Source organism: Gemmatimonas aurantiaca, from assembly GCF_037190085.1.
Classification (GTDB): domain Bacteria; phylum Gemmatimonadota; class Gemmatimonadetes; order Gemmatimonadales; family Gemmatimonadaceae; genus Gemmatimonas; species Gemmatimonas aurantiaca_A.
The window spans coordinates 18,608-38,022 of sequence record NZ_JBBCJO010000016.1; the positions used below are offsets into that span (position 1 = coordinate 18,608).

Annotated in this window: 22 protein-coding genes and 1 tRNA gene; 22 read left to right on the forward strand and 1 reads right to left on the reverse strand. The window is 65.9% G+C overall.

Annotated elements, in window-relative coordinates:
* Positions 1–51: 51 nt before the first annotated feature.
* The 3 genes from WG208_RS18630 to WG208_RS18640 are packed head-to-tail and all read left to right on the forward strand — an operon-like array spanning position 52 to position 2,540.
* Positions 52–1,449 (forward strand): aspartate ammonia-lyase, encoded by a 1,398-nt coding sequence (locus WG208_RS18630; RefSeq protein WP_337172904.1) that lies wholly within the window; start codon positions 52–54, stop codon positions 1,447–1,449.
* 56 nt (positions 1,450–1,505) lie between these two features.
* Positions 1,506–1,997 (forward strand): Rrf2 family transcriptional regulator, encoded by a 492-nt coding sequence (locus tag WG208_RS18635; RefSeq protein WP_337172905.1) that lies wholly within the window; start codon positions 1,506–1,508, stop codon positions 1,995–1,997.
* 9 nt (positions 1,998–2,006) lie between these two features.
* Complete coding sequence (locus tag WG208_RS18640; RefSeq protein ID WP_337172906.1) at positions 2,007–2,540, forward strand: hypothetical protein; 534 nt, start codon at positions 2,007–2,009, stop codon at positions 2,538–2,540.
* Between the two features lie 125 nt (positions 2,541–2,665).
* Here WG208_RS18640 and WG208_RS18645 read toward each other — a convergent pair.
* Positions 2,666–2,749, reverse strand: a tRNA-Leu gene (locus WG208_RS18645).
* A gap of 204 nt (positions 2,750–2,953) precedes the next feature.
* Between WG208_RS18645 and smpB the strand changes: the two genes are divergently transcribed.
* The 19 genes from smpB to WG208_RS18740 form a co-directional block, all read left to right on the forward strand.
* Positions 2,954–3,424 (forward strand): SsrA-binding protein SmpB, encoded by a 471-nt coding sequence (gene smpB / locus WG208_RS18650; protein ID WP_337172907.1) that lies wholly within the window; start codon positions 2,954–2,956, stop codon positions 3,422–3,424.
* Positions 3,425–3,428: 4 nt separating this feature from the next.
* On the forward strand, positions 3,429–4,772 hold the full coding sequence (locus WG208_RS18655) for an N-acetylmuramoyl-L-alanine amidase (RefSeq protein ID WP_337172908.1): 1,344 nt from the start codon (positions 3,429–3,431) through the stop codon (positions 4,770–4,772).
* Positions 4,773–4,793: 21 nt separating this feature from the next.
* Positions 4,794–5,747 carry a dihydroorotate dehydrogenase gene (locus WG208_RS18660; protein ID WP_337172909.1) on the forward strand — a complete coding sequence of 318 codons (954 nt, stop codon included), beginning with the start codon at positions 4,794–4,796 and terminating at the stop codon, positions 5,745–5,747.
* A 67-nt stretch (positions 5,748–5,814) separates the two neighbouring features.
* Complete coding sequence (gene pyrF / locus WG208_RS18665; RefSeq protein WP_337172910.1) at positions 5,815–6,588, forward strand: orotidine-5'-phosphate decarboxylase; 774 nt, start codon at positions 5,815–5,817, stop codon at positions 6,586–6,588.
* Positions 6,589–6,629: 41 nt separating this feature from the next.
* On the forward strand, positions 6,630–7,082 hold the full coding sequence (locus tag WG208_RS18670; protein WP_337172911.1) for a hypothetical protein: 453 nt from the start codon (positions 6,630–6,632) through the stop codon (positions 7,080–7,082).
* A gap of 452 nt (positions 7,083–7,534) precedes the next feature.
* Positions 7,535–7,651 carry a 50S ribosomal protein L36 gene (gene rpmJ, locus WG208_RS18675; protein ID WP_012683466.1) on the forward strand — a complete coding sequence of 39 codons (117 nt, stop codon included), beginning with the start codon at positions 7,535–7,537 and terminating at the stop codon, positions 7,649–7,651.
* A 14-nt stretch (positions 7,652–7,665) separates the two neighbouring features.
* Positions 7,666–8,043 (forward strand): 30S ribosomal protein S13, encoded by a 378-nt coding sequence (gene rpsM, locus WG208_RS18680; protein ID WP_337172912.1) that lies wholly within the window; start codon positions 7,666–7,668, stop codon positions 8,041–8,043.
* A 3-nt stretch (positions 8,044–8,046) separates the two neighbouring features.
* Entirely contained in the window at positions 8,047–8,424 is a 378-nt protein-coding gene (gene rpsK, locus WG208_RS18685; protein WP_012683464.1) for a 30S ribosomal protein S11, read from the forward strand.
* A gap of 3 nt (positions 8,425–8,427) precedes the next feature.
* On the forward strand, positions 8,428–9,063 hold the full coding sequence (gene rpsD, locus WG208_RS18690; protein ID WP_337172913.1) for a 30S ribosomal protein S4: 636 nt from the start codon (positions 8,428–8,430) through the stop codon (positions 9,061–9,063).
* Between the two features lie 175 nt (positions 9,064–9,238).
* Complete coding sequence (locus WG208_RS18695) at positions 9,239–10,318, forward strand: DNA-directed RNA polymerase subunit alpha (RefSeq protein ID WP_337172914.1); 1,080 nt, start codon at positions 9,239–9,241, stop codon at positions 10,316–10,318.
* Positions 10,319–10,324: 6 nt separating this feature from the next.
* Complete coding sequence (gene rplQ / locus WG208_RS18700; RefSeq protein ID WP_291260398.1) at positions 10,325–10,681, forward strand: 50S ribosomal protein L17; 357 nt, start codon at positions 10,325–10,327, stop codon at positions 10,679–10,681.
* Positions 10,682–10,691: 10 nt separating this feature from the next.
* Positions 10,692–10,913 carry a 50S ribosomal protein L28 gene (gene rpmB, locus WG208_RS18705; protein ID WP_337172915.1) on the forward strand — a complete coding sequence of 74 codons (222 nt, stop codon included), beginning with the start codon at positions 10,692–10,694 and terminating at the stop codon, positions 10,911–10,913.
* A gap of 105 nt (positions 10,914–11,018) precedes the next feature.
* A complete protein-coding gene (gmd, locus tag WG208_RS18710; RefSeq protein ID WP_337172916.1) occupies positions 11,019–11,984 on the forward strand; it encodes a GDP-mannose 4,6-dehydratase in 966 nt (321 codons plus the stop codon).
* Between the two features lie 31 nt (positions 11,985–12,015).
* The gene (locus WG208_RS18715) at positions 12,016–13,023 is read left to right on the forward strand and encodes a GDP-mannose 4,6-dehydratase (RefSeq protein WP_337172917.1); all 1,008 of its coding nucleotides are present in this window, start codon (positions 12,016–12,018) and stop codon (positions 13,021–13,023) included.
* Complete coding sequence (gene carB / locus WG208_RS18720) at positions 13,007–16,279, forward strand: carbamoyl-phosphate synthase large subunit (protein ID WP_337172918.1); 3,273 nt, start codon at positions 13,007–13,009, stop codon at positions 16,277–16,279. The genes WG208_RS18715 and carB overlap by 17 nt, the downstream gene beginning before the upstream one ends.
* A gap of 98 nt (positions 16,280–16,377) precedes the next feature.
* Positions 16,378–16,977, forward strand: coding sequence for an acyltransferase (locus tag WG208_RS18725; protein WP_345787019.1), 600 nt, complete (start codon positions 16,378–16,380; stop codon positions 16,975–16,977).
* Positions 16,974–18,035: a Gfo/Idh/MocA family oxidoreductase gene (locus tag WG208_RS18730; protein WP_337172919.1), complete on the forward strand. Its 1,062-nt coding sequence runs from the start codon at positions 16,974–16,976 to the stop codon at positions 18,033–18,035. Before WG208_RS18725 ends, WG208_RS18730 begins: the two co-directional genes overlap by 4 nt.
* Before the next feature lie 43 nt (positions 18,036–18,078).
* Positions 18,079–19,191 (forward strand): DegT/DnrJ/EryC1/StrS family aminotransferase, encoded by a 1,113-nt coding sequence (locus WG208_RS18735; RefSeq protein WP_337172920.1) that lies wholly within the window; start codon positions 18,079–18,081, stop codon positions 19,189–19,191.
* Positions 19,192–19,196: 5 nt separating this feature from the next.
* The coding region (locus tag WG208_RS18740) for an NAD(P)-binding domain-containing protein (protein ID WP_337172921.1) at positions 19,197–19,415 on the forward strand (219 nt) is incomplete at its 3' end.

Here is a 19,415-nt window from a genome sequence, read left to right on the forward strand (position 1 = left end):
CCACGTCGCGACGGTGGTGCCGCGCGACGTGGGCCAACCCAAAGGCTCATCATGACCACACGAATCGAGAAAGACCCCCTCGGCGAACTCGAAGTCCCCGCCGACGCACTGTACGGCGTGCAGACCATGCGCGCGGTGCAGAATTTCGCCATCAGCGGACTGCGACCGCTCGAACCGTTCGTGATCGCGCAGGTGTGGATCAAGAAAGCCGCCGCCCTGACGCATCGGGAAACCGGTCGGCTCGATGCCGAGCGCGCCGATGCCATCGTGCGCGCGGCCGACGAAGTGCTGAACGGCCAGCATCTCGATCAGTTCGTCGTCGATCCCTATCAGGCCGGCGCCGGCACGTCGCACAACATGAACGTGAACGAGGTGCTCGCCAATCGGGCCAACGAGCTGCTCGGCGGGGCACGCGGGCGTTATGCCCCCGTGCATCCCAACGATCACGTCAACATGGCGCAGAGCACCAACGACACCATTCCCACCAACATCCGGCTCGCGGTGCTGCGGCAGTTGCCGGCGCTGGTGGACGCGTTGACGGGACTGGAACAGGCGTTGGCGCAGAAGGGGCACGAATTCGACCACATCGTGAAGGCGGGGCGCACACATCTGCAGGACGCAATGCCCATCCGTCTCGGTCAGGAATTTGCCGCCTATGCGGGCACGCTCGCGCGGTGTCGGCGACGGATACAGGAGGCCGCGGACTATCTCAACGATCTGGGGATCGGCGGGTCCGCGGTGGGCACGGGTGTCACCGTCGAACCCGCGTATCCCGCGCTCATGGTGAAACATCTGCGGGCCATCACGGGCATCACGACATTGCGGGAAGGGCAGGACCGCATCCAGCTCATGCAGAGCATGGGGGACGCGGCCGCGTTCAGCGGCACATTGCGCGGATTGGCCATTGATCTGTCGAAGATCGTCAGCGATCTCCGGCTGATGGTGTCCGGCCCGCGCACGGGACTCGACGAAATCGTCCTGCCGGCGGTGCAGCCTGGCTCCAGCATCATGCCCGGCAAGATCAATCCGTCCATTCCGGAGATGGTCAACCAGGTCTGTTTCCAGGTGATCGGGTGCGATACGACCGTGACCATGGCGGCCGAACATGGTCAGCTCGAGCTGAACGTCATGATGCCGGTGATCGCGCACAATGTGCTGCTGTCCATGCAGATCCTGACCAATGCCATGCAGACGCTCACCGGGCGCTGTGTGCGCGGCATTCAGGCGCATGAAGCGATGTGCGAATACTGGGTGGAGCGGTCGGCGGCGCTGGCCACAGCGCTGATGCCGCAGATCGGTTATGCGGCGGCGGCGGAGCTGGCAAAACGGTCGGTCAAGGAAGGCGTGCTCATCCGTGACCTGGTCCGGCGCGAAGGGGTGCTGCCGGCCGATCACGTGGACACCGTCCTCGATCTCCGGAAGATGACGGAGATCGGCGTCCCTCAGTAGCCGGCAATAGCCAGAAATAGCTTGTCTCCGAAAGCCCCGGGGCCTAGACTCGACATATGCGCATTACGACATGGGCCGAGTACGGGTTGATCTGCGCCCTTCATCTGGCACGCCGTGGAGAGACGGGACCAGTCACCGGGCGCGATGTGGCCGCCCGCGAGCGACTGCCCGGGGACTATGTGGAGCAGATCCTGCTCCGGATGCGGCGTGCGGGGATCGTGAACAGCACGCGGGGGGCCCGTGGTGGGTATGCACTGGCCCGGAAGCCCGAGGAGATCTCGGTACGCGATGTCATCCAGGCGTCGGAGCTGACCACGTTCGACCTGCACTGTGTCAGCCATCCGGTCGACGCGGGGCGCTGTTCGGAAGCCGAGAACTGCAGTATCCGCCCCGTCTGGATGCTGTTGCAGCGTCGGATCGACGAAGTCCTCGAAGGGGTCAAGCTGAGCGATCTGCTCGACGATGAGTCGGTGGTGCGCGATCGGGTCGGTGTGCCGCATTTTGCGAGCCCCGCGATCCCGGGCGGACTTCCCATTCTCCAGCCCTGATCTCCACGCATGGGGTTCTGGAGTGAATGGCAGGCGGCCAGGGACCGTCGCCGCCGAGTGGCGAGTTACCTGGGCCATGTGCTCAGCGATCCGGATCCCGCGCAGTTGCGGTGGCTGAGCGAACTTGCGGGTGAACCGCGTGTTGCGGCCCGGGAGTTGGCGTTCGCGCGTCGGGCCGTCGGCCTCATCGTGGCCGAACGGGATGCGCTCGACGACCGGACGGCGGCCGATGTCGCGCACCAGCTGCACCCGATCATTGCCAGTGAATCCCGTCAGCACGTACAAAACGGCCAGGCCTGGAATGACCGCTGGCGGGCCTATACGGCGGCCCTCGCCGTGCGGGGCAGCATGGAGTCGCCGGCCGCCCGTCTGGGTCGTGTCCTCCTGGAAGGTGTCGGCGCTGGCCACCCCACGCCGGACCAGCTCCACCGGGCGACCGAGCTCATCCAGGAGTACCGGAGCGCCCTGAACGAAGCGCTCCGGGCGGCATTCGGAGACGCCACGCTGCCCGAAGACGTTCCGCCGTCGGCGCTCAGGCACTGAGTGGCGCGGAGCCGGAACCCCAACGCCAAACGAAAACGGGCCACACTGCGATTGCAGCATGGCCCGTTCCGTTTTCATCCACTCTCCGTACTCGCCGAAGCGGGCAGGAGACACAAAACACAAGGTGCCGAAGGCCGGACTCGAACCGGCACGTCCTTGCGGACACTGCGCCCTGAACGCAGCGCGTCTACCAATTCCACCACTTCGGCAGACCCGACCCACCACGCAGAGGCGCGGTGAGCGGCAGGGCGGGAAGAATGGCCCCGTGAGGCACGGAAGTCAACGCCAACCGGTGTGATCGCGCGACATTGCGGCACATCGGGCAGGAGCGAGCGGCATTCAGCGACATCGCGCCGCATTCTCCGGCCGCACCCGGGGCCACCGCGCCGATCAGCGATTACGTTACGTCGCGTATGGCCAGCAAGGACACCGACGAGCAGAACGAACTGATTGCGCGGAACAAGCGCGCCCGCCACGACTACGAGATTCTGGAGACGTGGGAGGCCGGCATTGTGCTGACCGGCACCGAGGTCAAGGCGCTGCGGGATGGCCGGGCCAACCTGACCGACGCGTTCGGCATCGTGAAGGAGGGGGAAGTGTACCTGCTCAACCTGCACATCGGCGCCTATGGGCAGGGGAACGTGTTCAATCACGACCCCACGCGCACGCGGAAGCTGTTGCTGCACCGGCGCGAGATTCGTCGCCTGATCGGTGCGGTGGAGCGACAGGGGCTCACACTCGTGCCCCTGGACCTGTACTTCAAGGGTGGCCGCGTGAAGACCCGTCTGGCGCTCGCGCGGGGCAAGCAGCAGCACGACCGGCGCGAGGACATCAAGAAGCGGGACGCCGAGCGCGAGATCGCGCGCGCCCTCCGGCATCGGTGATGACATGCTGACCACCCTCGCGTTACTGCTGCAGGTGACGGCCGGTGGGTCGCAGGGGAGCGCGGCCGGTGTCGCATCCGCGGGTGCGGCATCCGCCAAGGCTCCCCCCGCGTTGACGGTGCGCATGGGCAATCGCGTGCGTTCGGTGAGCACCGTCGTGCACCCCGAGGGTGGCACGGCGGTGCGGGCCGATGCGCTGGCGGAGGCGCTGGGAGGGCAGGTGGTGGGTGACCGCGCCCGTACCGGTCGTTTCCGGTTCGAGGTGGGCACCACCGGCATCGACGTAGAGGCCGGCAGCAGTCTGGCACTCACGGCCGAGGATACGCTGCCCCTCACCGGACGGGTGTTCCGCTATGGCACCGCGGTGTATGTGCCGCTCACTCTCGCCGTGGATGTACTGCCTCGGCTCGGGGCCGGTGTGATGTTCGATGCCGAGAAGGGCGAGTTGCGGCGATTCACCCCAATGGTGGCATCGGGGCGGCCGAATACGGCCGGGGCGCCGTCCGCCGCGTCCACGTCCACGTCTACGTCTACGTCGACGTCTACGGTGTCGCGCAGCACGCCGCCCGCGCCCAGCGCCGACACGCGCCCGGTGGCACGTGTGGCCACCACACCGCCGGCCGGTACACGCCGGCGCACCGTGATCGTCGACGCGGGGCACGGCGGGCCCGACAACGGCATGTCCGGCCCCATCGGCGCGCCGCGCAAGATCTACGAGAAGAACATCACCCTGGCCGTTTCGAAGCAGTTGGCCAAAGCGCTCGAGCAGCGCGGCGTGTCCGTCGTCATGACACGCACCACCGATACACTCATCGCGCTGCGCGATCGTGGGCGCATCGCGAATCAGGCCAAGGGTGACGTGTTCGTGTCCATTCACGTGAACGCCGCCAATCCGAAGTGGAACAACCCGGGCGGTGCGCGCGGCTACGAAACGTATTTTCTGGCCGAAGCAAAAACCGAAGACGAACGGCGCGTCGAAGCGATGGAAAACGAATCCATCCGTTTCGAAACCTCGGTGGACGCCTCCCGCGATGATCCCCTGGGATTCATCATCCGCGACATGGCGCAGAACGAACATCTGCGCGAGTCCTCACGGCTGGCCGATCTCGTGCAGGGTGGACTCAAGGCGGTGCACCCCGGCACCAATCGTGGCGTCAAGCAGGCCGGGTTCGCGGTGCTGGTGACGGCCTTCATGCCTGCGGTGCTCGTGGAAATCGGCTTCGGCAGCAATCGGCTCGACTCCGAATTCATGACCGATCCGGCGCGTCAGGCGGAACTCACCGCTTCGCTGGCCGACGCCATCATCCGGTATCTCGCCGAATACGAACGCAAGGTGAGCACGCCGTGAGTCGCACATCGTGAGCACACCGTGAGTTCACCGGGTGTGTCGGCGGAGTCGCTGCTGAACGTCTCGGTGGCCGGTCTCGCGTTCCGGAATCCCATCGTGCTGGCATCGGGCACGGCGGGATTCGGCCAGGAACTCGAAGACGTGCTCGATCTTTCCGCGGTGGGTGGGATCTCCACGAAGGCCGTGAGCGTCGCGCCGCGCGCGGGCAATCCCGCCCTGCGGGTGAGTGAGTTCGCGGGTGGCATGATGAACGCCATCGGACTCGCCAATCCCGGGCTGGACGCGGTGCGCACCGACTATCTGCCCTGGCTGCCGGCGCATCATCCCGGCACGCGCGTGTTCGTGAATGTCGTGGGCAACAGCGTGGACGACTTTGCCACGGTGGTGCGCGGACTCGACGATGTGCCGGGCGTGGACGCGTTCGAACTCAACGTGAGCTGCCCCAACGTGAAAGCGGGCGGCCTCGAGTTCGGCGCCGATCCGGTCGCGCTCGCCGCGCTCGTGTCCGCCGCACGCGCCGAGACGCAGCGACCCATCTTCGTGAAGCTCTCGCCCACGCTGGGCGCCGCCATGGCCGACACCGCGCGTGTGGCCGTCGACGCGGGCGCCACCGGACTGACGCTGGTGAACACGATGCCCGGTACGGTGATCGACACCGCGCATCGCAAGCCGAAACTCAGCTTCGGCAGCGGCGGGGTGAGTGGTCCGGCGCTGTTGCCCATCGGCCTGCTCGCCACCTGGCGCGTGAGTCGTGCGCTTCCCGGGGTGCCACTCATCGGCCTGGGCGGCGTGAGCACCGGCGACGATGCCCTGCAGTATCTCATGGCCGGCGCCTCGCTGGTGGGCGTGGGCACCGCCGCACTGCGCGATCCCCGCGCCCCCGAACGCATCGTGCGTCAGTTGCACCGCTGGTGTGATCGGGAAGGGGTGCGTGATCTCGCATCGCTCACCGGCACACTGCGGTGGCCGTCCTGACGCACCGCTGCGGCATGTCCGCTGACCCTCTCCAGATCGTACTTCAGATCGTCCTCCAGCAGATCGCATGACCAGCACCGATCACGCCGCCGCCCGTTCCGCACCGTCTCCATCGGCCGTTGCGGCCATCCCCATCGTGGCGCTCGACGTGCCCGACCGCGCGGGCGCCGAGGCCGTGGTGCGGCAACTCGGCGATGCCTGCGATTTCTACAAAGTCGGCCTCGAACTCTTCGCCGCCGAAGGACCGGCCATCGTCGCCTGGCTGCGTGCGCAGGGCAAGCGGGTCTTCGTGGATCTCAAGCTGCATGACATCCCGAACACGGTGCGTGGGGCCGCGCGCAGTGTGGCCCGGCATGGCGCCTCGCTGCTGACCATTCACGCCAGCGGCGGCGCCGAGATGATCGCCGCCGCCGTGGCCGGCGCGAACGAAGGGGCGCCGGAAGGAAGCTGCGGCATTCTGGGCGTGACCGTGCTGACCAGTATGGACGCCACCGGACTCGGCGCCGCCTGGGGCCGTTCGGACGTGGACGTGCAGGCCGAAGTCCTGCGGCTGGCCGGCGACGTGGCGGAGCAGGGCGCTGCCGGCATCGTGTGTTCGGGCCATGAAGCCGCCGCGGTGCACGCCCGGTTCGGTGATCGACTCGGCCTGCTCATTCCGGGTATTCGTCTGCCGGGCGGCGACACGCACGACCAGCGCCGCATCATGACACCCCGCGCCGCCGCCGACGCCGGCGCCCGGTGGCTGATTCTGGGCCGCGCGGTGACCGCGGCGGCCGATCCGGTGGTTGCCATGGAGGCGGTCCGGCAGAATCTGCATATTTCCTATCAAGCTCCTTCCTGACCAGCTCCTCCCCGCTTCCTTTCGAAACCATCGGGGACTCCATGAAGAAGCCCTTGCTCCTGCTGAGTCTCGGTCTCCTCACCATCGCCTGCGGCGACCAGACCGCACCCCGCGCCGACTTCGAGATCACTACCACCGTGAGCCAGGATGTCGCGCGGGTCGGCGAAGAGATCCGGGTGACTGTGACGGCGACCAATATTTCGGGTCGGGTGCAGGAGATCCTCACGAACGACTGTATCCAGGCATTTCAGGTGCGGGATGCCGCGGGCAGGCAGGTGGGACCTGCAGGGCGGAGCTGCCTGTTGGTCGCCTCCCGGCAAACCCTGGCGCCCGGGGCCAGCTACACGATCACACAAGGCTGGGTCGGCGACGCGGTCGGTCCGATCAACGCGCCGCCCCCCAAGGTCGAACCGGGCGTCTATACCATCGAGGGGCAGTTGAGGCTGGGTGAACACGTCCGGGTCACTCCCGTCACCGTCCGGCTGTTGCCGTAGGCGCCCCGTATACTGGTCCCAACCGGCCCCGTAGTCCTATTGCTCTCCATTCTGACCAACTCCCTCCTGCTCCCTCTTGAAATATTGACGCCGGGGCGCCGAGTGCGTCCGGATGCCGCTCCGTCCCCATCCCGAGAGGGAGCAGGGCGGAGCTGATCAGGCAGGAGTTCAATAGGACTGCCCCAGGCGACCGGCACCGGTGTGAGTCACTTGCGGCCCACCCCAAACTCCACTAAGCTCAAGGGCTTGCCTCTTTTTTGGCCTTTTTGCGCCAAAGGCGAGTGTCCTCGGCCAATCCGCTGGCCACATTTGCTTCGCCCATGCGCGGAATCGGTCGTCCCGGTCAGGGATGGCGATGCTTCAGGGGCGATGAACAGCATGGGGAGTCCAGCCGGCCACCGATTGAGGTGGTGCGGGAGACTTCCATCGGCGCGTGAGCGCCGAGGTGACCCGTGAAAGTTCGCAGCAGCGTGAAGCCGATCTGTGAGCACTGCAAAGTCGTCAAGCGACAGGGCGTGACTCGCATCATCTGCAAGCGCAACCCCAAGCACAAACAGCGTCAGGGCTGAGGGGAAGCGCACATATGGCACGTATCGCTGGCGTCGATCTCCCGCGTGAGAAGAAAATCGAGATCGGCCTGACTTATATCTTCGGGATCGGCCGCAAGACGGCACAGAAGATCCTCGAAGCCGCCGGGGTCTCGAACGCGCAGCGCGTTCGCGACCTGAATGACAACGACCTGAACAAGCTCCGTCAGGAGATCGAGCGCAATCATCGCGTCGAGGGTGCCCTGCGCACCGAAGTCGCGATGAACATCAAGCGCCTGATGGACATCGGGTCGTATCGTGGCACGCGTCATCGCCGCGGCCTCCCCGTGCGCGGGCAGCGCACGCACACGAACGCGCGCACCAAGAAGGGGCCGCGCCGCGCCATCGCGGGCAAGAAGAAGGTGACCAAGTAAGCCATGGCTACCGCGAAGAAGACCAAGCGCGTCGTCGAGGCGGAAGGCATCGCCCACGTCAGCGCCACGTTCAACAACACGACCATCACGATCACCGACATGCATGGCAATGCGGTGTCGTGGGGATCGGCCGGCAAGGCCGGTTTCAAGGGGTCGAAGAAGTCCACGCCGTTCGCCGCCACGGTGGCGTCCGAGCAGTGCGCGCGCGAAGCGCTCACGCTCGGCGTGCGCCGCGTGCATGTGCGCGTGCAGGGGCCTGGCTCAGGTCGCGAATCGGCCATCCAGGCGCTCGCCGCTGCCGGGCTCACCGTGAAGTCCATCCGTGACGTCACGCCGATCCCGCACAACGGCTGCCGTCCCCCCAAGCGCCGGAGGGTGTGATCCATGGCCCGTTACACCGGTCCCAGCTGCCGTCAGTGTCGTCGGGAGGGCACGAAGCTCTTCCTGAAGGGCACCAAGTGCTTCACCGAGAAGTGCCCCGTCGAGCGTCGTCCGTACGCTCCGGGTCAGCACGGTCAGGCCACGGCGCGTCGCAAGAAGATGTCGGAATACGCCAAGCAGTTGCGTGAGAAGCAGAAGATCAAGCGCATCTACGGCGTGTCCGAGAAGCAGTTCCGCAACACGTTCGAGAAGGTGGCCACGCAGGGCGGCATCACCGGCCACAATCTCGTCGCCGCGCTCGAAACGCGTCTCGACAACGTGGTGTTCCGCATGGGCTTCGCTCCGAGCCGCAAGGCCGCGCGCCAGCTCATCCGCCACCGCCACATCGAGGTGAAGGGTCGCCTGCTCGACATCCCGTCGTATCAGGTGCGCCCGGGCGAGGAAGTGCGCGTGAAGCAGTCCTCGCGCGAGCTCGTGCTCGTGCAGGGCGCGATGGAGCAGGCGTCGCGTGGCGCGTCGCTCTCCTGGATCGCGGTCGACAAGGAGTCGTTCTCCGGCCGTGTCCTCGAGAAGCCGCAGCGTCAGGCCGTGCCGCTCGCCGCGCAGGAACAGCTCGTCGTCGAACTGTACTCCAAGTAAGCAGTTCAGGGTTGTGGGTTCGCGGTTTGGAGTACTCCAAACCCCAAACTCACAACCCGAAACTCCAGTTGTGGTCGGGGCCCGAACCCCTCTACGGGGCTGCCGCGCGTTCGGGGCGGGGCAGCGCGTCGCCGGTGTGCATACCGCACCGGCGTGACCTTCATCTCACGATATCATGGCAACGATCGATCTCTCCGGGCTGGTCCGTCCGCAGCTTGTCGAAGCAACCAAGCGCGAGGACAATCCGAATCTGGCCGAATTCCGTCTGCAGCCGCTCGAACGCGGCTTCGGACACACGCTGGGCAACGCCATGCGCCGACTGCTGCTGTCGTCGCTGCGGGGCTCCGCCGTGTGGGCGTTCCGTATCGACGGCGTGGTGCATGAGCACCAGACCATCGGCGGCGTCGTGGAAGACGTGCACCAGATCATCGGCAACCTGAAGACGCTCACGCTCTCCCTGCCGGACGAAGTGGAGCAGACCGTGCTCCGCATCGCCAAGTCCGGCCCGGGCACCGTCACCGCCGCCGACATCGTCGCGACTGGTGGCGTACGCATCGTCGACCCGGCGCACCACCTCTTCACCATCACCGACGAGCGCGATTTCAACATCGAACTCTACGTGAACAAGGGACGTGGCTACATCGAGAGCGATCAGCACCCGGCCGAACTGACCAAGAATCTGTCGGTCGACGTGGTGCGCATCGATGCCATCTACAGCCCGGTCCGTCGTGCGAACTTCACCGTCGCGGAAACCCGCGTCGGACAGCGCACCGACTACGACCGTCTCACGCTCACCGTCGAAACCAACGGCACGATGTCGCCCGAGGAAGCGGTGAGTTATGCGGCCGCGCTGGCCCAGACCCACTTCCAGTATTTCGTGGGCTTCGGGTCGTCCGCGTCCGCGCAGCCCGGTGCGACCGGTGACGCCGCCAACAGCGACGCCACCCGCCTCGCCGATCTGTTCCGCACCCCGATCGACGATCTCGAACTCTCGGTTCGTTCGGTCAACTCCCTGAAGAACTCCAACATCCGCTCGCTCGGCGATCTGGTTCGCCAGACCGAGGCGCAGATCCTCCAGGTCAAGAACTTCGGCAAGAAGTCCCTGCAGGAAATCGCCGCGCTGCTCGAGAAGGAAGGGCTCAACTTCGGCATGCGCTACGAAGAGAGTGCGGACGGTGTCCGCATCCTCGACATGGGCACCCCGCCCAGCCGCGCGGCCGAGAATGCGCCCGACGAAGAAGACGACGAGGATTGATCTCCCATGCGCCATCGTAAGGCCAACCGCCAGCTCCGGCGGACCAGTGAGCAGCGCCTCGCGCTGCTTCGCAACCTCGCCACCTCGCTCATCGAGCAGGGGGCGATCGAGACGACCGAGGCCAAGGCCAAGGAGCTCCGCCCGTTCGTCGAAAAGCTCATCACCAAGGCCCGCACCGGCACGCTTCACGCGCGTCGGCTCGCCGGCAAGCACGTCCAGAAGCGGGAAGCCGCGGACAAGCTCTTCCAGGAGCTCGGTCCCGCGTTCGCCACGCGCCCGGGCGGCTACACGCGCATTCTCAAGACCGGCCACCGCAAGGGTGACGGGGCGGAGATGGCGCGGATCGAACTGATCCTCAGCTGAGACCACACCCATGGCCATCAATCGCAACCGCTGCTACAGCTGCGACAAGGGTGTTGCCTTCGGCAACAACGTTTCGCACGCGAACAACAAGACCCGCCGCACCTGGAAGCCCAATCTCCAGGTGGTCCGCACGCTCGAAGCGGGCAAGGTGATCAAGGTGAAGGTCTGCACCCGCTGCCTCGCGGCCGGCAAGGTGCAGCGCGCGCCGCGCGGTCAGGTCGCCGTCGCCTGATTCCGGTCTGTCGGGGTACAAGCGGGGAGCTCGCGTCGCGATGCTCCCCGCTTTGCCTATCCGCTCGCTTCTGAACCAGCCCGTCACTTCCATCGCTCTCCCCGCGTGAAGACTGCGCTCATCACCGGCATCACCGGACAGGACGGCTCCTACCTCGCCGAACTGCTGCTCGCCAAAGGGTACCGTGTCGTCGGAGTCGTGCGTCGCTCCTCGACCACGCCGTACGAACGCATCGCGCATCTCGTCGATCGGGTCGAACTCGTGTCCGCCGATCTGCTCGATCAGACATCGCTCACCGATGTCGTGCAGGCCACGCGTCCCGACGAGATCTACAATCTGGCCGCGCAGAGTTTCGTGCAGACGTCGTGGAATCAGCCCGTGCTCACGGGCGAGTTCACGGCGCTTGGCGTCACCCGCATGCTCGAGGCGCTGCGCAAGGCCGCGCCCGGGGCGCGCTTCTATCAGGCCAGCTCCAGTGAGCAGTTCGGCAAGGTGGTGGAAACACCGCAGCGCGAAAGCACGCCGTTCTATCCGCGTTCGCCATACGGCGTCGCCAAGGTGTACGGACACTGGATCACCGTGAACTACCGCGAGAGTTTCGATCTCTACGCGGTGAGCGGCATTCTCTTCAATCACGAATCGCCGCGACGCGGGCTCGAGTTCGTGACGCGCAAGATTTCCGATGGGGTGGCGCGCATCAAACTCGGATTGCAGCGCGAACTGCGGCTGGGCAATCTCGATGCCCGTCGCGACTGGGGATTTGCCGGCGACTACGTCGACGCCATGTGGCGCATGCTGCAGCAGGACACGCCCGACGACTACGTGATCGGCACCGGTGAGACGTATGCGGTGCGCGACTTCTGCGAGGCGGCGTTCAATGCCGTGGGCCTCGACTACCGCAATCACGTGGTGCAGGACGAGCGGTTCTTCCGTCCCGCGGAGGTCGATCTGCTGGTGGCCGATCCGGGCAAGGCGAAGGCGCAGCTGGGATGGATGCCGCAGGTGAACTTCAGCCAGCTCGTCGCCATGATGGTCGAAGCCGACCTCGCCCGGTACGCCGCCACCAGGTGAGCGCGGTGCGTCTGCCGTCGGTGGTCGTGCGATGAACGGTGCCGCGAGCCGGTCCCTGAACCGCGTCCTGGTCACCGGCGCATCCGGTTTCGTGGGACAGTGGCTGCTGCCCGCGCTGGTCGCGGATGGCGCGGAAGTGGTGGCCCTTGCCGTCGATGAATCGGCCGTGGGTGTCACGGCGCGCGGAGTGCCGACGATGCCGGACGGCATCCTCTGGCGCTTCGGCGACCTGCGCGACGACCGGTTCGTTGCCACGGTGGTGCAGGAGGCCAGGGCGGACACGGTGATCCACCTGGCGGCCATCTCCCATCTGCCCACGGCGGCGGCCGATCCGGCGCTGGCCTGGGACGTGAATGTCACCGCTACGGCGCGTCTGCTGCATCACCTTGATCGTGTCCGCGCGTCCGGTGATGCCGACCCGGTGATCCTGCTGGCCGGCAGCGCCGAGCAGTATGGCCGCGATGCGCGGCATGGCGCAGCGGCGGACGTGAAACTGGACGAGGACGCTGTGCAGGCGCCGCGCACCGTGTACGCCGCCACGAAGGCCGCGCAGGAAGTGCTGGCGTTCCAGTGCTGGCGGGCCTCGGGGCTCCGCACCATCGTCGCGCGCAGCTTCAACCACAGTGGACCGGGGCAGCCGGCGCGGTTTCTGCTGCCCGCACTGGTGGCCCGTGCGCGCGCGCTGGCCCATGCCGCACCCGGTACACCGATGCCGGTGGGCAACCTCTCGCCGATACGCGACTTCCTCCATGTTCGTGACGTGGTGGCTGCGTATATTTCGCTCTGTCAGCGGGGCACGCCGGGTGAGGCGTACAACGTGGCCAGCGGCACCGGATGGTCGGTGCGCGATGTCCTCGACCGGGTGATGGCGCGAGCAGGTGTCCGCGCCGTGCCCACCGAGGATCCATCACTGGTCCGTCCCGTTGATGTCCCCGTATTGATCGGGGACCCGCGGAAGCTGCAGCACGCCACCGGTTGGCGTGCAACGCGTTCTCTCGACGACATCATCGACGATCTGTTCCATGCCGAGACGTTCTGACCTGCACCGGATTCTCGTGATCGGCTCCGGGCCGATCGTGATCGGGCAGGCTGCTGAATTCGATTATTCCGGAACGCAGGCCACCAAGGCGCTGCGCGAAGAGGGGTACGAGGTGATCCTCGTGAACTCCAATCCGGCCACGATCATGACCGATCCCGAATTTGCGGATCGCACGTACGTGGAACCGGTGACGCCGGAGTTCGTCGAGAAGGTGATCGAGAAGGAGCGCCCCGATGCCGTGCTGCCCACCATGGGTGGACAGACGGCGCTCAACGTGGCGCTCGCGCTGCACGAGAGCGGGGTGCTCACCAGATACGGGTGTGAACTGATCGGCGCCAACGCGCGCGCCATCCGGGTGGCCGAGGATCGCAAGCTCTTCGCCGAAGCGATGGAGAAGATCGGGCTCAAGTGTCCCACCGGCCGCACGGTCACGTCGCTCGAGGAAGCGCTGTCCGCGGTCGAAGACACGGGATATCCGGCCATCATCCGCCCGTCGTTCACGCTGGGCGGCACGGGCGGCGGCATCGCATACAACCGCGAGGAGTTCGAGACCATCGTACGCCGCGGTCTCGATCTGTCGCCGGTGCATTCGGTGCTCATCGAACGCTCGTTGCTGGGCTGGAAGGAGTACGAGCTCGAAGTCATGCGCGACTGCGCCGACAACGTGGTCATCGTCTGCTCCATCGAGAACCTCGATCCGATGGGCGTGCACACCGGTGACTCCATCACCGTCGCGCCGGCCATGACGCTCACCGATCGGGAATATCAGGTGATGCGCGACGCGGCCGTGGCCATCATCCGTGAAATCGGCGTGGACGCCGGCGGCTGCAACATCCAGTTCGCCGTGAGCCCCACCACCGGTGAGCTGATCGTCATCGAGATGAATCCGCGCGTGTCGCGTTCGTCGGCGCTGGCGTCGAAGGCCACCGGTTTCCCGATCGCGCGCATCGGTGCCAAGCTGGCCGTGGGATACACGCTCGACGAGGTGCCCAACGACATCACGAAGACCACACCGGCCAGTTTCGAGCCGGTGCTCGACTACGTCATCGTGAAGTGTCCGCGTTTCGCCTTCGAGAAGTTCACCAGCTCCGATCCGGGTCTCACCACGCAGATGAAGTCGGTGGGTGAGTCCATGGCCATCGGCCGCACGTTCAAGGAGGCCTTCCAGAAGGCCCTGCGTGCGCTCGAGACCGGCCGTCCGGGGTGGGCCATCGCCGACCGTCTGCAGGACGATCGGTTGACCGAAGGCTCGAAGGAAGAATTGCGCGGCGCCCTGCGTCGTCCCACACCCGAGCGCATCTTCCAGCTCAAGCGCGCCATGCTGCTGGGCATGGACACGCAGGAGCTGTACGGCATCACGGCCATCGATCCGTGGTTCCTCGATCAGTTGCGCGAACTCATCGACGCCGAGCAGTGGTATCAGGGTCTTGCCGGCGTCGATGCCGAAGCCATGCGCCGCATGAAGCGGCTGGGCTTCTCCGACCGCCAGCTCGGCACGCTGCGCGGGCAGACGGAACACGAAGCGCGTGCCGAACGTTGGGCCCTGAATGTGCGGCCGTCGTACAAGATGATCGACACCTGCGCCGGTGAATTCCCGTCGAGCACGCCGTATCTCTACGGCAACTACGACGAGGAAAGCGAAGCGGCCACCGAGGGGCGCAAGAAGGTCGTCATTCTCGGTTCGGGCCCCAATCGCATCGGTCAGGGCGTGGAGTTCGACTACTGCTGCGTGCGCGCTGTGCTCGCGCTGCGCCAGCAGGGGTACGAGGCCATCATGGTCAACTCCAACCCCGAAACGGTTTCCACCGATTTCGACATCTCCGACAAGCTGTACTTCGAGCCGCTCACGCTCGAGGACGTACTGGAGATCGTGCAGCGCGAGCAGCCGGAAGGCGTGATCGTGCAGCTTGGCGGGCAGACGCCGCTCAAGCTCACCCGTCCGCTCGAAGCCGCTGGTGTGCGCATCCTCGGCACGTCGCCCGACGCCATCGATGCCGCCGAAGACCGTCGCCGCTTCGAAGCCATCGCGCGGGAACTCGGCATCGAGCAGCCGGCCAACGGAACGGCCACCAGTGTGGACGAAGCCGTGAAGATCGCCGAGCAGATCGGATTCCCGGTGCTCGTGCGTCCGTCGTACGTGCTGGGTGGACGCGCCATGGAAATCGTGCACGATGAACCGTCGTTGCGGGATTATTTCGAACGCGCGGCGCGGGTGAGCGAGGAGCGACCGGTGCTGGTGGACCGGTTCCTCGAAGACGCCTTTGAAGCCGACGTGGACGCGCTGTCCGACGGCAAGGATGTCGTGATCGGTGCGGTGATGGAACACATCGAGAGCGCCGGCATTCACTCCGGCGATTCGGCGTGCATCCTGCCGCCGTATCTCATTCCGCCCGCCGCGGTGGAGCAGATGAAGGCGCACACCATCGCGTTTGCCAGGCGCCTGGGTGTGGTCGGCCTGATCAACGTGCAGTATGCCTGGAAGGACGGGCAGGTGTACGTGATCGAAGTGAATCCGCGTGCGTCGCGCACGGTGCCGTTCGTGTCGAAGGCCATCGGCATCTCGCTGGCGTCGGCAGCGGCGCGGCTCATGCTGGGAGAGTCGCTGGCCGAAGTCGGATTCACCGAGGAGATCGTTCCGCCGTACGTGAGTGTGAAGGAGGCGGTGTTCCCGTTCAACAAGTTCCGCGAGTTCGATCCGGTGCTGGGCCCCGAGATGCGTTCCACGGGCGAAGTGATGGGCATCGACGACGACTTCGGCGCGGCGTTCATGAAGTCGCAGCTCGCGGCCGACAACGCGCTGCCGCGTGAAGGCGCGGTGTTCTTCACCATCAACGACAGCGACAAGCCCACGGCCGCGAAGCTGGCGCAGCGTTTCCACGCACTCGGCTTCTCGATCCTGGCCACCAGTGGCACGGCGGCATATTTCGCTGAACGGGGAATTCCGGCCACCAGCGTGCTGAAGGTGCACGAAGGCCGTCCGCACGGCGTGGACAAGATCCTGAACGGGGAGGTGCAGTTGCTCGTGAACACCCCGCTCGGCAAGCATGCACAGGTGGACGACGAGAAGCTGCGTCAGGCCGCCATCGCGAACCGTCTGCCGTACACCACCACGCTGACCGCGGCCAATGCGGCGTATGAGGCCATCGCCGCGCGTCGCACGCGCGAACCGGTGGTGCGGTCGTTGCAGGAGTGGCACGCGATCCTCGCCGCGGCGCGGGCGAACGATGCGGCCGCGCAACCGGCCGGCGTCGCGTGAGCACCATGCACCACACCACCACGACGATCATTCCCGGAATGATCACCCGCGCCGGCGAGGGACATGTCGGCGCGGATGTCGTGCTGGGTGACGGCGCCATGGTGCACGAGTCGGCCTATGTCGACAATGGCGCGGTCATCGGAGCCAACAGCCGCGTGTGGCACTTTGCGCACGTGCTCGGTGGCGCCGTCGTCGGAGCCCGGTGTTCGCTCGGGCAGAACGTGGTCGTGATGAACAAGGTCACCATCGGCGACAACGCGAAGATCCAGAACAACGTGTCGCTGTACGAAGGGGTGGAACTCGAGGAGGACGTGTTCTGCGGTCCCTCCATGGTCTTCACCAACGTGTACAACCCGCGCAGTGCGGTGTCGCGCAAGGACGAATACCGTCGCACCCTGGTGCGGCGCGGTGCGAGCATCGGCGCCAACGCCACCATCGTGTGCGGGGTGACGATCGGACGGTATGCGTTCATCGGCGCGGGCGCGGTGATCAATCGTGATGTCCCCGACTACGCGTTGATGGCCGGGGTGCCGGCGCGACGCATCGGCTGGATGTCCGAAGCCGGACATCGTCTGGTGCCGCTCGATGGAGCCACCGCTGCACCGGCCGATGGCGTGGAGCGGCTGCGCTGTGAAGGCACGGGCGCGCTGTACGAGCGCCGCGGCGACGTGGTGGTTCGTCTGGAGGAGCAGGCGTGACGGAGAAAATCGTTCCGAAAGGACAGCCCATTCGCATCGCGCTCGTGGGATGCGGCCGCATCAGCCGCAATCACTTCGACGCGATCGCGAAGATTTCCGATCTCCAGTTGGTGGCGGTGTGTGATACCGTACGGGAGCGGGCGGAGCAGGCAGGCACCGCGGCTGGTGTCCCGTGGTTTCAGGATATCGAGCGGATGCTGGCCGAGGTGCCCAGCGACGTGGTCGTGGTCGCGACGCCGAGTGGGTTGCATCCGCAGCACGGCATTCTCGCGGCGAGAGCCGGACGTCACGTGATCAGCGAGAAGCCCATGGCGATCTCCCTGGCGTCGGCCGACGCGCTGGTGCAGGCGTGCGACGACCATCATGTGCATCTCTTCGTCGTCAAGCAGAACCGCCTCAATCCGCCCATCGTGCTGCTCAAGCGGGCCATCGACAACGGCCGCTTCGGCCGCATCTACATGGCCAACTGCACCGTGCGCTGGACGCGTCCGCAGGAGTACTACGACCAGGCGCCGTGGCGTGGCACATGGGAGTTCGATGGCGGGGCGTTCATGAACCAGGCGTCGCACTACGTCGATCTCATCCAGTGGCTGGTGGGGCCGGTGGAGAGTGTCATGGCCAAGACTGCCACACTCGCCCGCCGCATCGAAGCCGAGGACTCGGGCGTGGCGGTGCTCAAGTTCCGCTCGGGCGCCATCGGCACCATCGAAGTCACGATGCTCACCTACCCGAAGAACCTCGAAGGGTCGATCACGATCCTTGGCGAGAAGGGCACGGTGAAGATCGGCGGGACCGCGGTGAACAAGGTGGAGCACTGGCAGTTTGCCGACTACGACGACGACGACAAGTACGTCGAGCAGTCCAATACCAATCCCACCAGCGTGTACGGCTTCGGTCACGAAGGGTACTATCGCAATGTGGTGTCAGTGCTTCGTGGTGAAGCGCGCCCGGACACGGACGGCCGTGCGGGCCGCAAGTCGCTCGAGTTGATCCTTGGCATTTACGAGTCGGCGAAAACGGGACGGGACGTTCCGCTTCCGTTGCGCGTGAACATCTGAAATTCCATCGTTCGTCCTTCGTCCGTCCTTTTCTCAGACAGCCATGGCAGTCCCCCTTCTCGATCTCAAAGCCCAGTACGCGACCATCCGTGACGATGTCGTCGCGGCGCTGATGGGTGTGGTGGATGCGCAGGCCTTCATCCTCGGCGAACCGGTGAGTGAACTGGAGCGCGAGGTGGCGGCGTTGTCGCAGACGCGTTACGCGGTGGGATGTGCGAATGGCACCGATGCGTTGCTGCTGGCGTTGCGGGCCGTGGATGTGCAACCCGGCGACGAGGTGGTGACCACGCCCTTCACGTTTTTCGCGACGGCGGGCGCGGTGCACAATGTCGGTGGCCGCCCGGTGTTCGTGGATATCGATCCGCGCACATTCAACATCGACCCGTCCGGTGTGGCCGCGGCGGTGAGTCCCAAAACAAAGGCCGTGATCGCGGTCGATCTGTTCGGACAGATGGCGGCGATCGAACAGGTGACGGCCGCGGCGGGTGGTCATGCCGTCATCGAAGACGCCGCGCAGACCATCGGGGCCAGCCGCATGATCGATGGCCGCCGTGTCATGGCCGGCGAGGCCGCGACCATCGGCACCTTCAGCTTCTTCCCGTCGAAGAATCTGGGCGGGTATGGTGACGGCGGCATGGCGGTCACGCAGGACGATGTGCTGTTCGATCTGCTGATGAAGCTGCGCACGCACGGGGGTCGCAAGACCTACTATCACGAGATCGTGGGGTACAACAGCCGTCTCGATGCGCTGCAGGCCGCCGTGTTGCGCGCCAAGTTGCCGCATCTCGAAGGGTGGAGCGCGGGACGCCGCCGCAATGCGGCCTATTACGATGCGGCCTTCGCCGATGTCGCGGATATCGTGACGCCGTATATCGAACCGGCCAACACGTCGATTTACAATCAGTACACCATCCGCGTGCCCAATCGGGATGCGCTGCAGGAGCATCTCAAGAGCAAGGGCATCGGTTCGAGCGTCTATTATCCGCTGCCGCTGCACCTGCAGCCGTGTTTTTCGTATCTCGGTTATCGCGAAGGCCAGTGCCCGGAATCGGAGCGCGCGGCCCGCGAAGTGCTGTCGCTGCCCATCTATCCCGAACTCACCACGACACAGCTCGATGAAGTCATCGGCGTGGTCCGTGCGTTCTACGGCCGGTGAGCGTGATGACGGGGACGCATGACATGCAGCATCCGAAGCCGGATCTGAAGCAGCAACTGCTCGATCGGGTGGCCGACCGTTCGGCGGTCATCGGGGTGATCGGGCTGGGGTATGTGGGCCTGCCGCTGGCGATGGAGTTCGTGGCGGCCGGGTTCCGGGTGATTGGCTACGACGTGAGCGCGCGGGTGGTGGACGCGCTGATGGCGGGGCAGTCGCACATCCAG

What these genes read in the sequence shown, in the direction of transcription:
- WG208_RS18635 (WP_337172905.1), top strand. Translation starts at nt 1,506, where the DNA reads ATGCGCATTACGACATGGGCCGAGTACGGGTTGATCTGCGCCCTTCAT.
- WG208_RS18640 (WP_337172906.1), top strand. Translation starts at nt 2,007, where the DNA reads ATGGGGTTCTGGAGTGAATGGCAGGCGGCCAGGGACCGTCGCCGCCGA.
- rplQ (WP_291260398.1), top strand. Translation starts at nt 10,325, where the DNA reads ATGCGCCATCGTAAGGCCAACCGCCAGCTCCGGCGGACCAGTGAGCAG.
- rpsK (WP_012683464.1), top strand. Translation starts at nt 8,047, where the DNA reads ATGGCTACCGCGAAGAAGACCAAGCGCGTCGTCGAGGCGGAAGGCATC.
- pyrF (WP_337172910.1), top strand. Translation starts at nt 5,815, where the DNA reads ATGACCAGCACCGATCACGCCGCCGCCCGTTCCGCACCGTCTCCATCG.
- smpB (WP_337172907.1), top strand. Translation starts at nt 2,954, where the DNA reads ATGGCCAGCAAGGACACCGACGAGCAGAACGAACTGATTGCGCGGAAC.
- carB (WP_337172918.1), top strand. Translation starts at nt 13,007, where the DNA reads ATGCCGAGACGTTCTGACCTGCACCGGATTCTCGTGATCGGCTCCGGG.
- WG208_RS18630 (WP_337172904.1), top strand. Translation starts at nt 52, where the DNA reads ATGACCACACGAATCGAGAAAGACCCCCTCGGCGAACTCGAAGTCCCC.
- WG208_RS18695 (WP_337172914.1), top strand. Translation starts at nt 9,239, where the DNA reads ATGGCAACGATCGATCTCTCCGGGCTGGTCCGTCCGCAGCTTGTCGAA.
- rpsM (WP_337172912.1), top strand. Translation starts at nt 7,666, where the DNA reads ATGGCACGTATCGCTGGCGTCGATCTCCCGCGTGAGAAGAAAATCGAG.
- rpsD (WP_337172913.1), top strand. Translation starts at nt 8,428, where the DNA reads ATGGCCCGTTACACCGGTCCCAGCTGCCGTCAGTGTCGTCGGGAGGGC.
- WG208_RS18670 (WP_337172911.1), top strand. Translation starts at nt 6,630, where the DNA reads ATGAAGAAGCCCTTGCTCCTGCTGAGTCTCGGTCTCCTCACCATCGCC.
- WG208_RS18715 (WP_337172917.1), top strand. Translation starts at nt 12,016, where the DNA reads ATGAACGGTGCCGCGAGCCGGTCCCTGAACCGCGTCCTGGTCACCGGC.
- WG208_RS18735 (WP_337172920.1), top strand. Translation starts at nt 18,079, where the DNA reads ATGGCAGTCCCCCTTCTCGATCTCAAAGCCCAGTACGCGACCATCCGT.
- WG208_RS18655 (WP_337172908.1), top strand. Translation starts at nt 3,429, where the DNA reads ATGCTGACCACCCTCGCGTTACTGCTGCAGGTGACGGCCGGTGGGTCG.
- rpmB (WP_337172915.1), top strand. Translation starts at nt 10,692, where the DNA reads ATGGCCATCAATCGCAACCGCTGCTACAGCTGCGACAAGGGTGTTGCC.
- WG208_RS18725 (WP_345787019.1), top strand. Translation starts at nt 16,378, where the DNA reads ATGGTGCACGAGTCGGCCTATGTCGACAATGGCGCGGTCATCGGAGCC.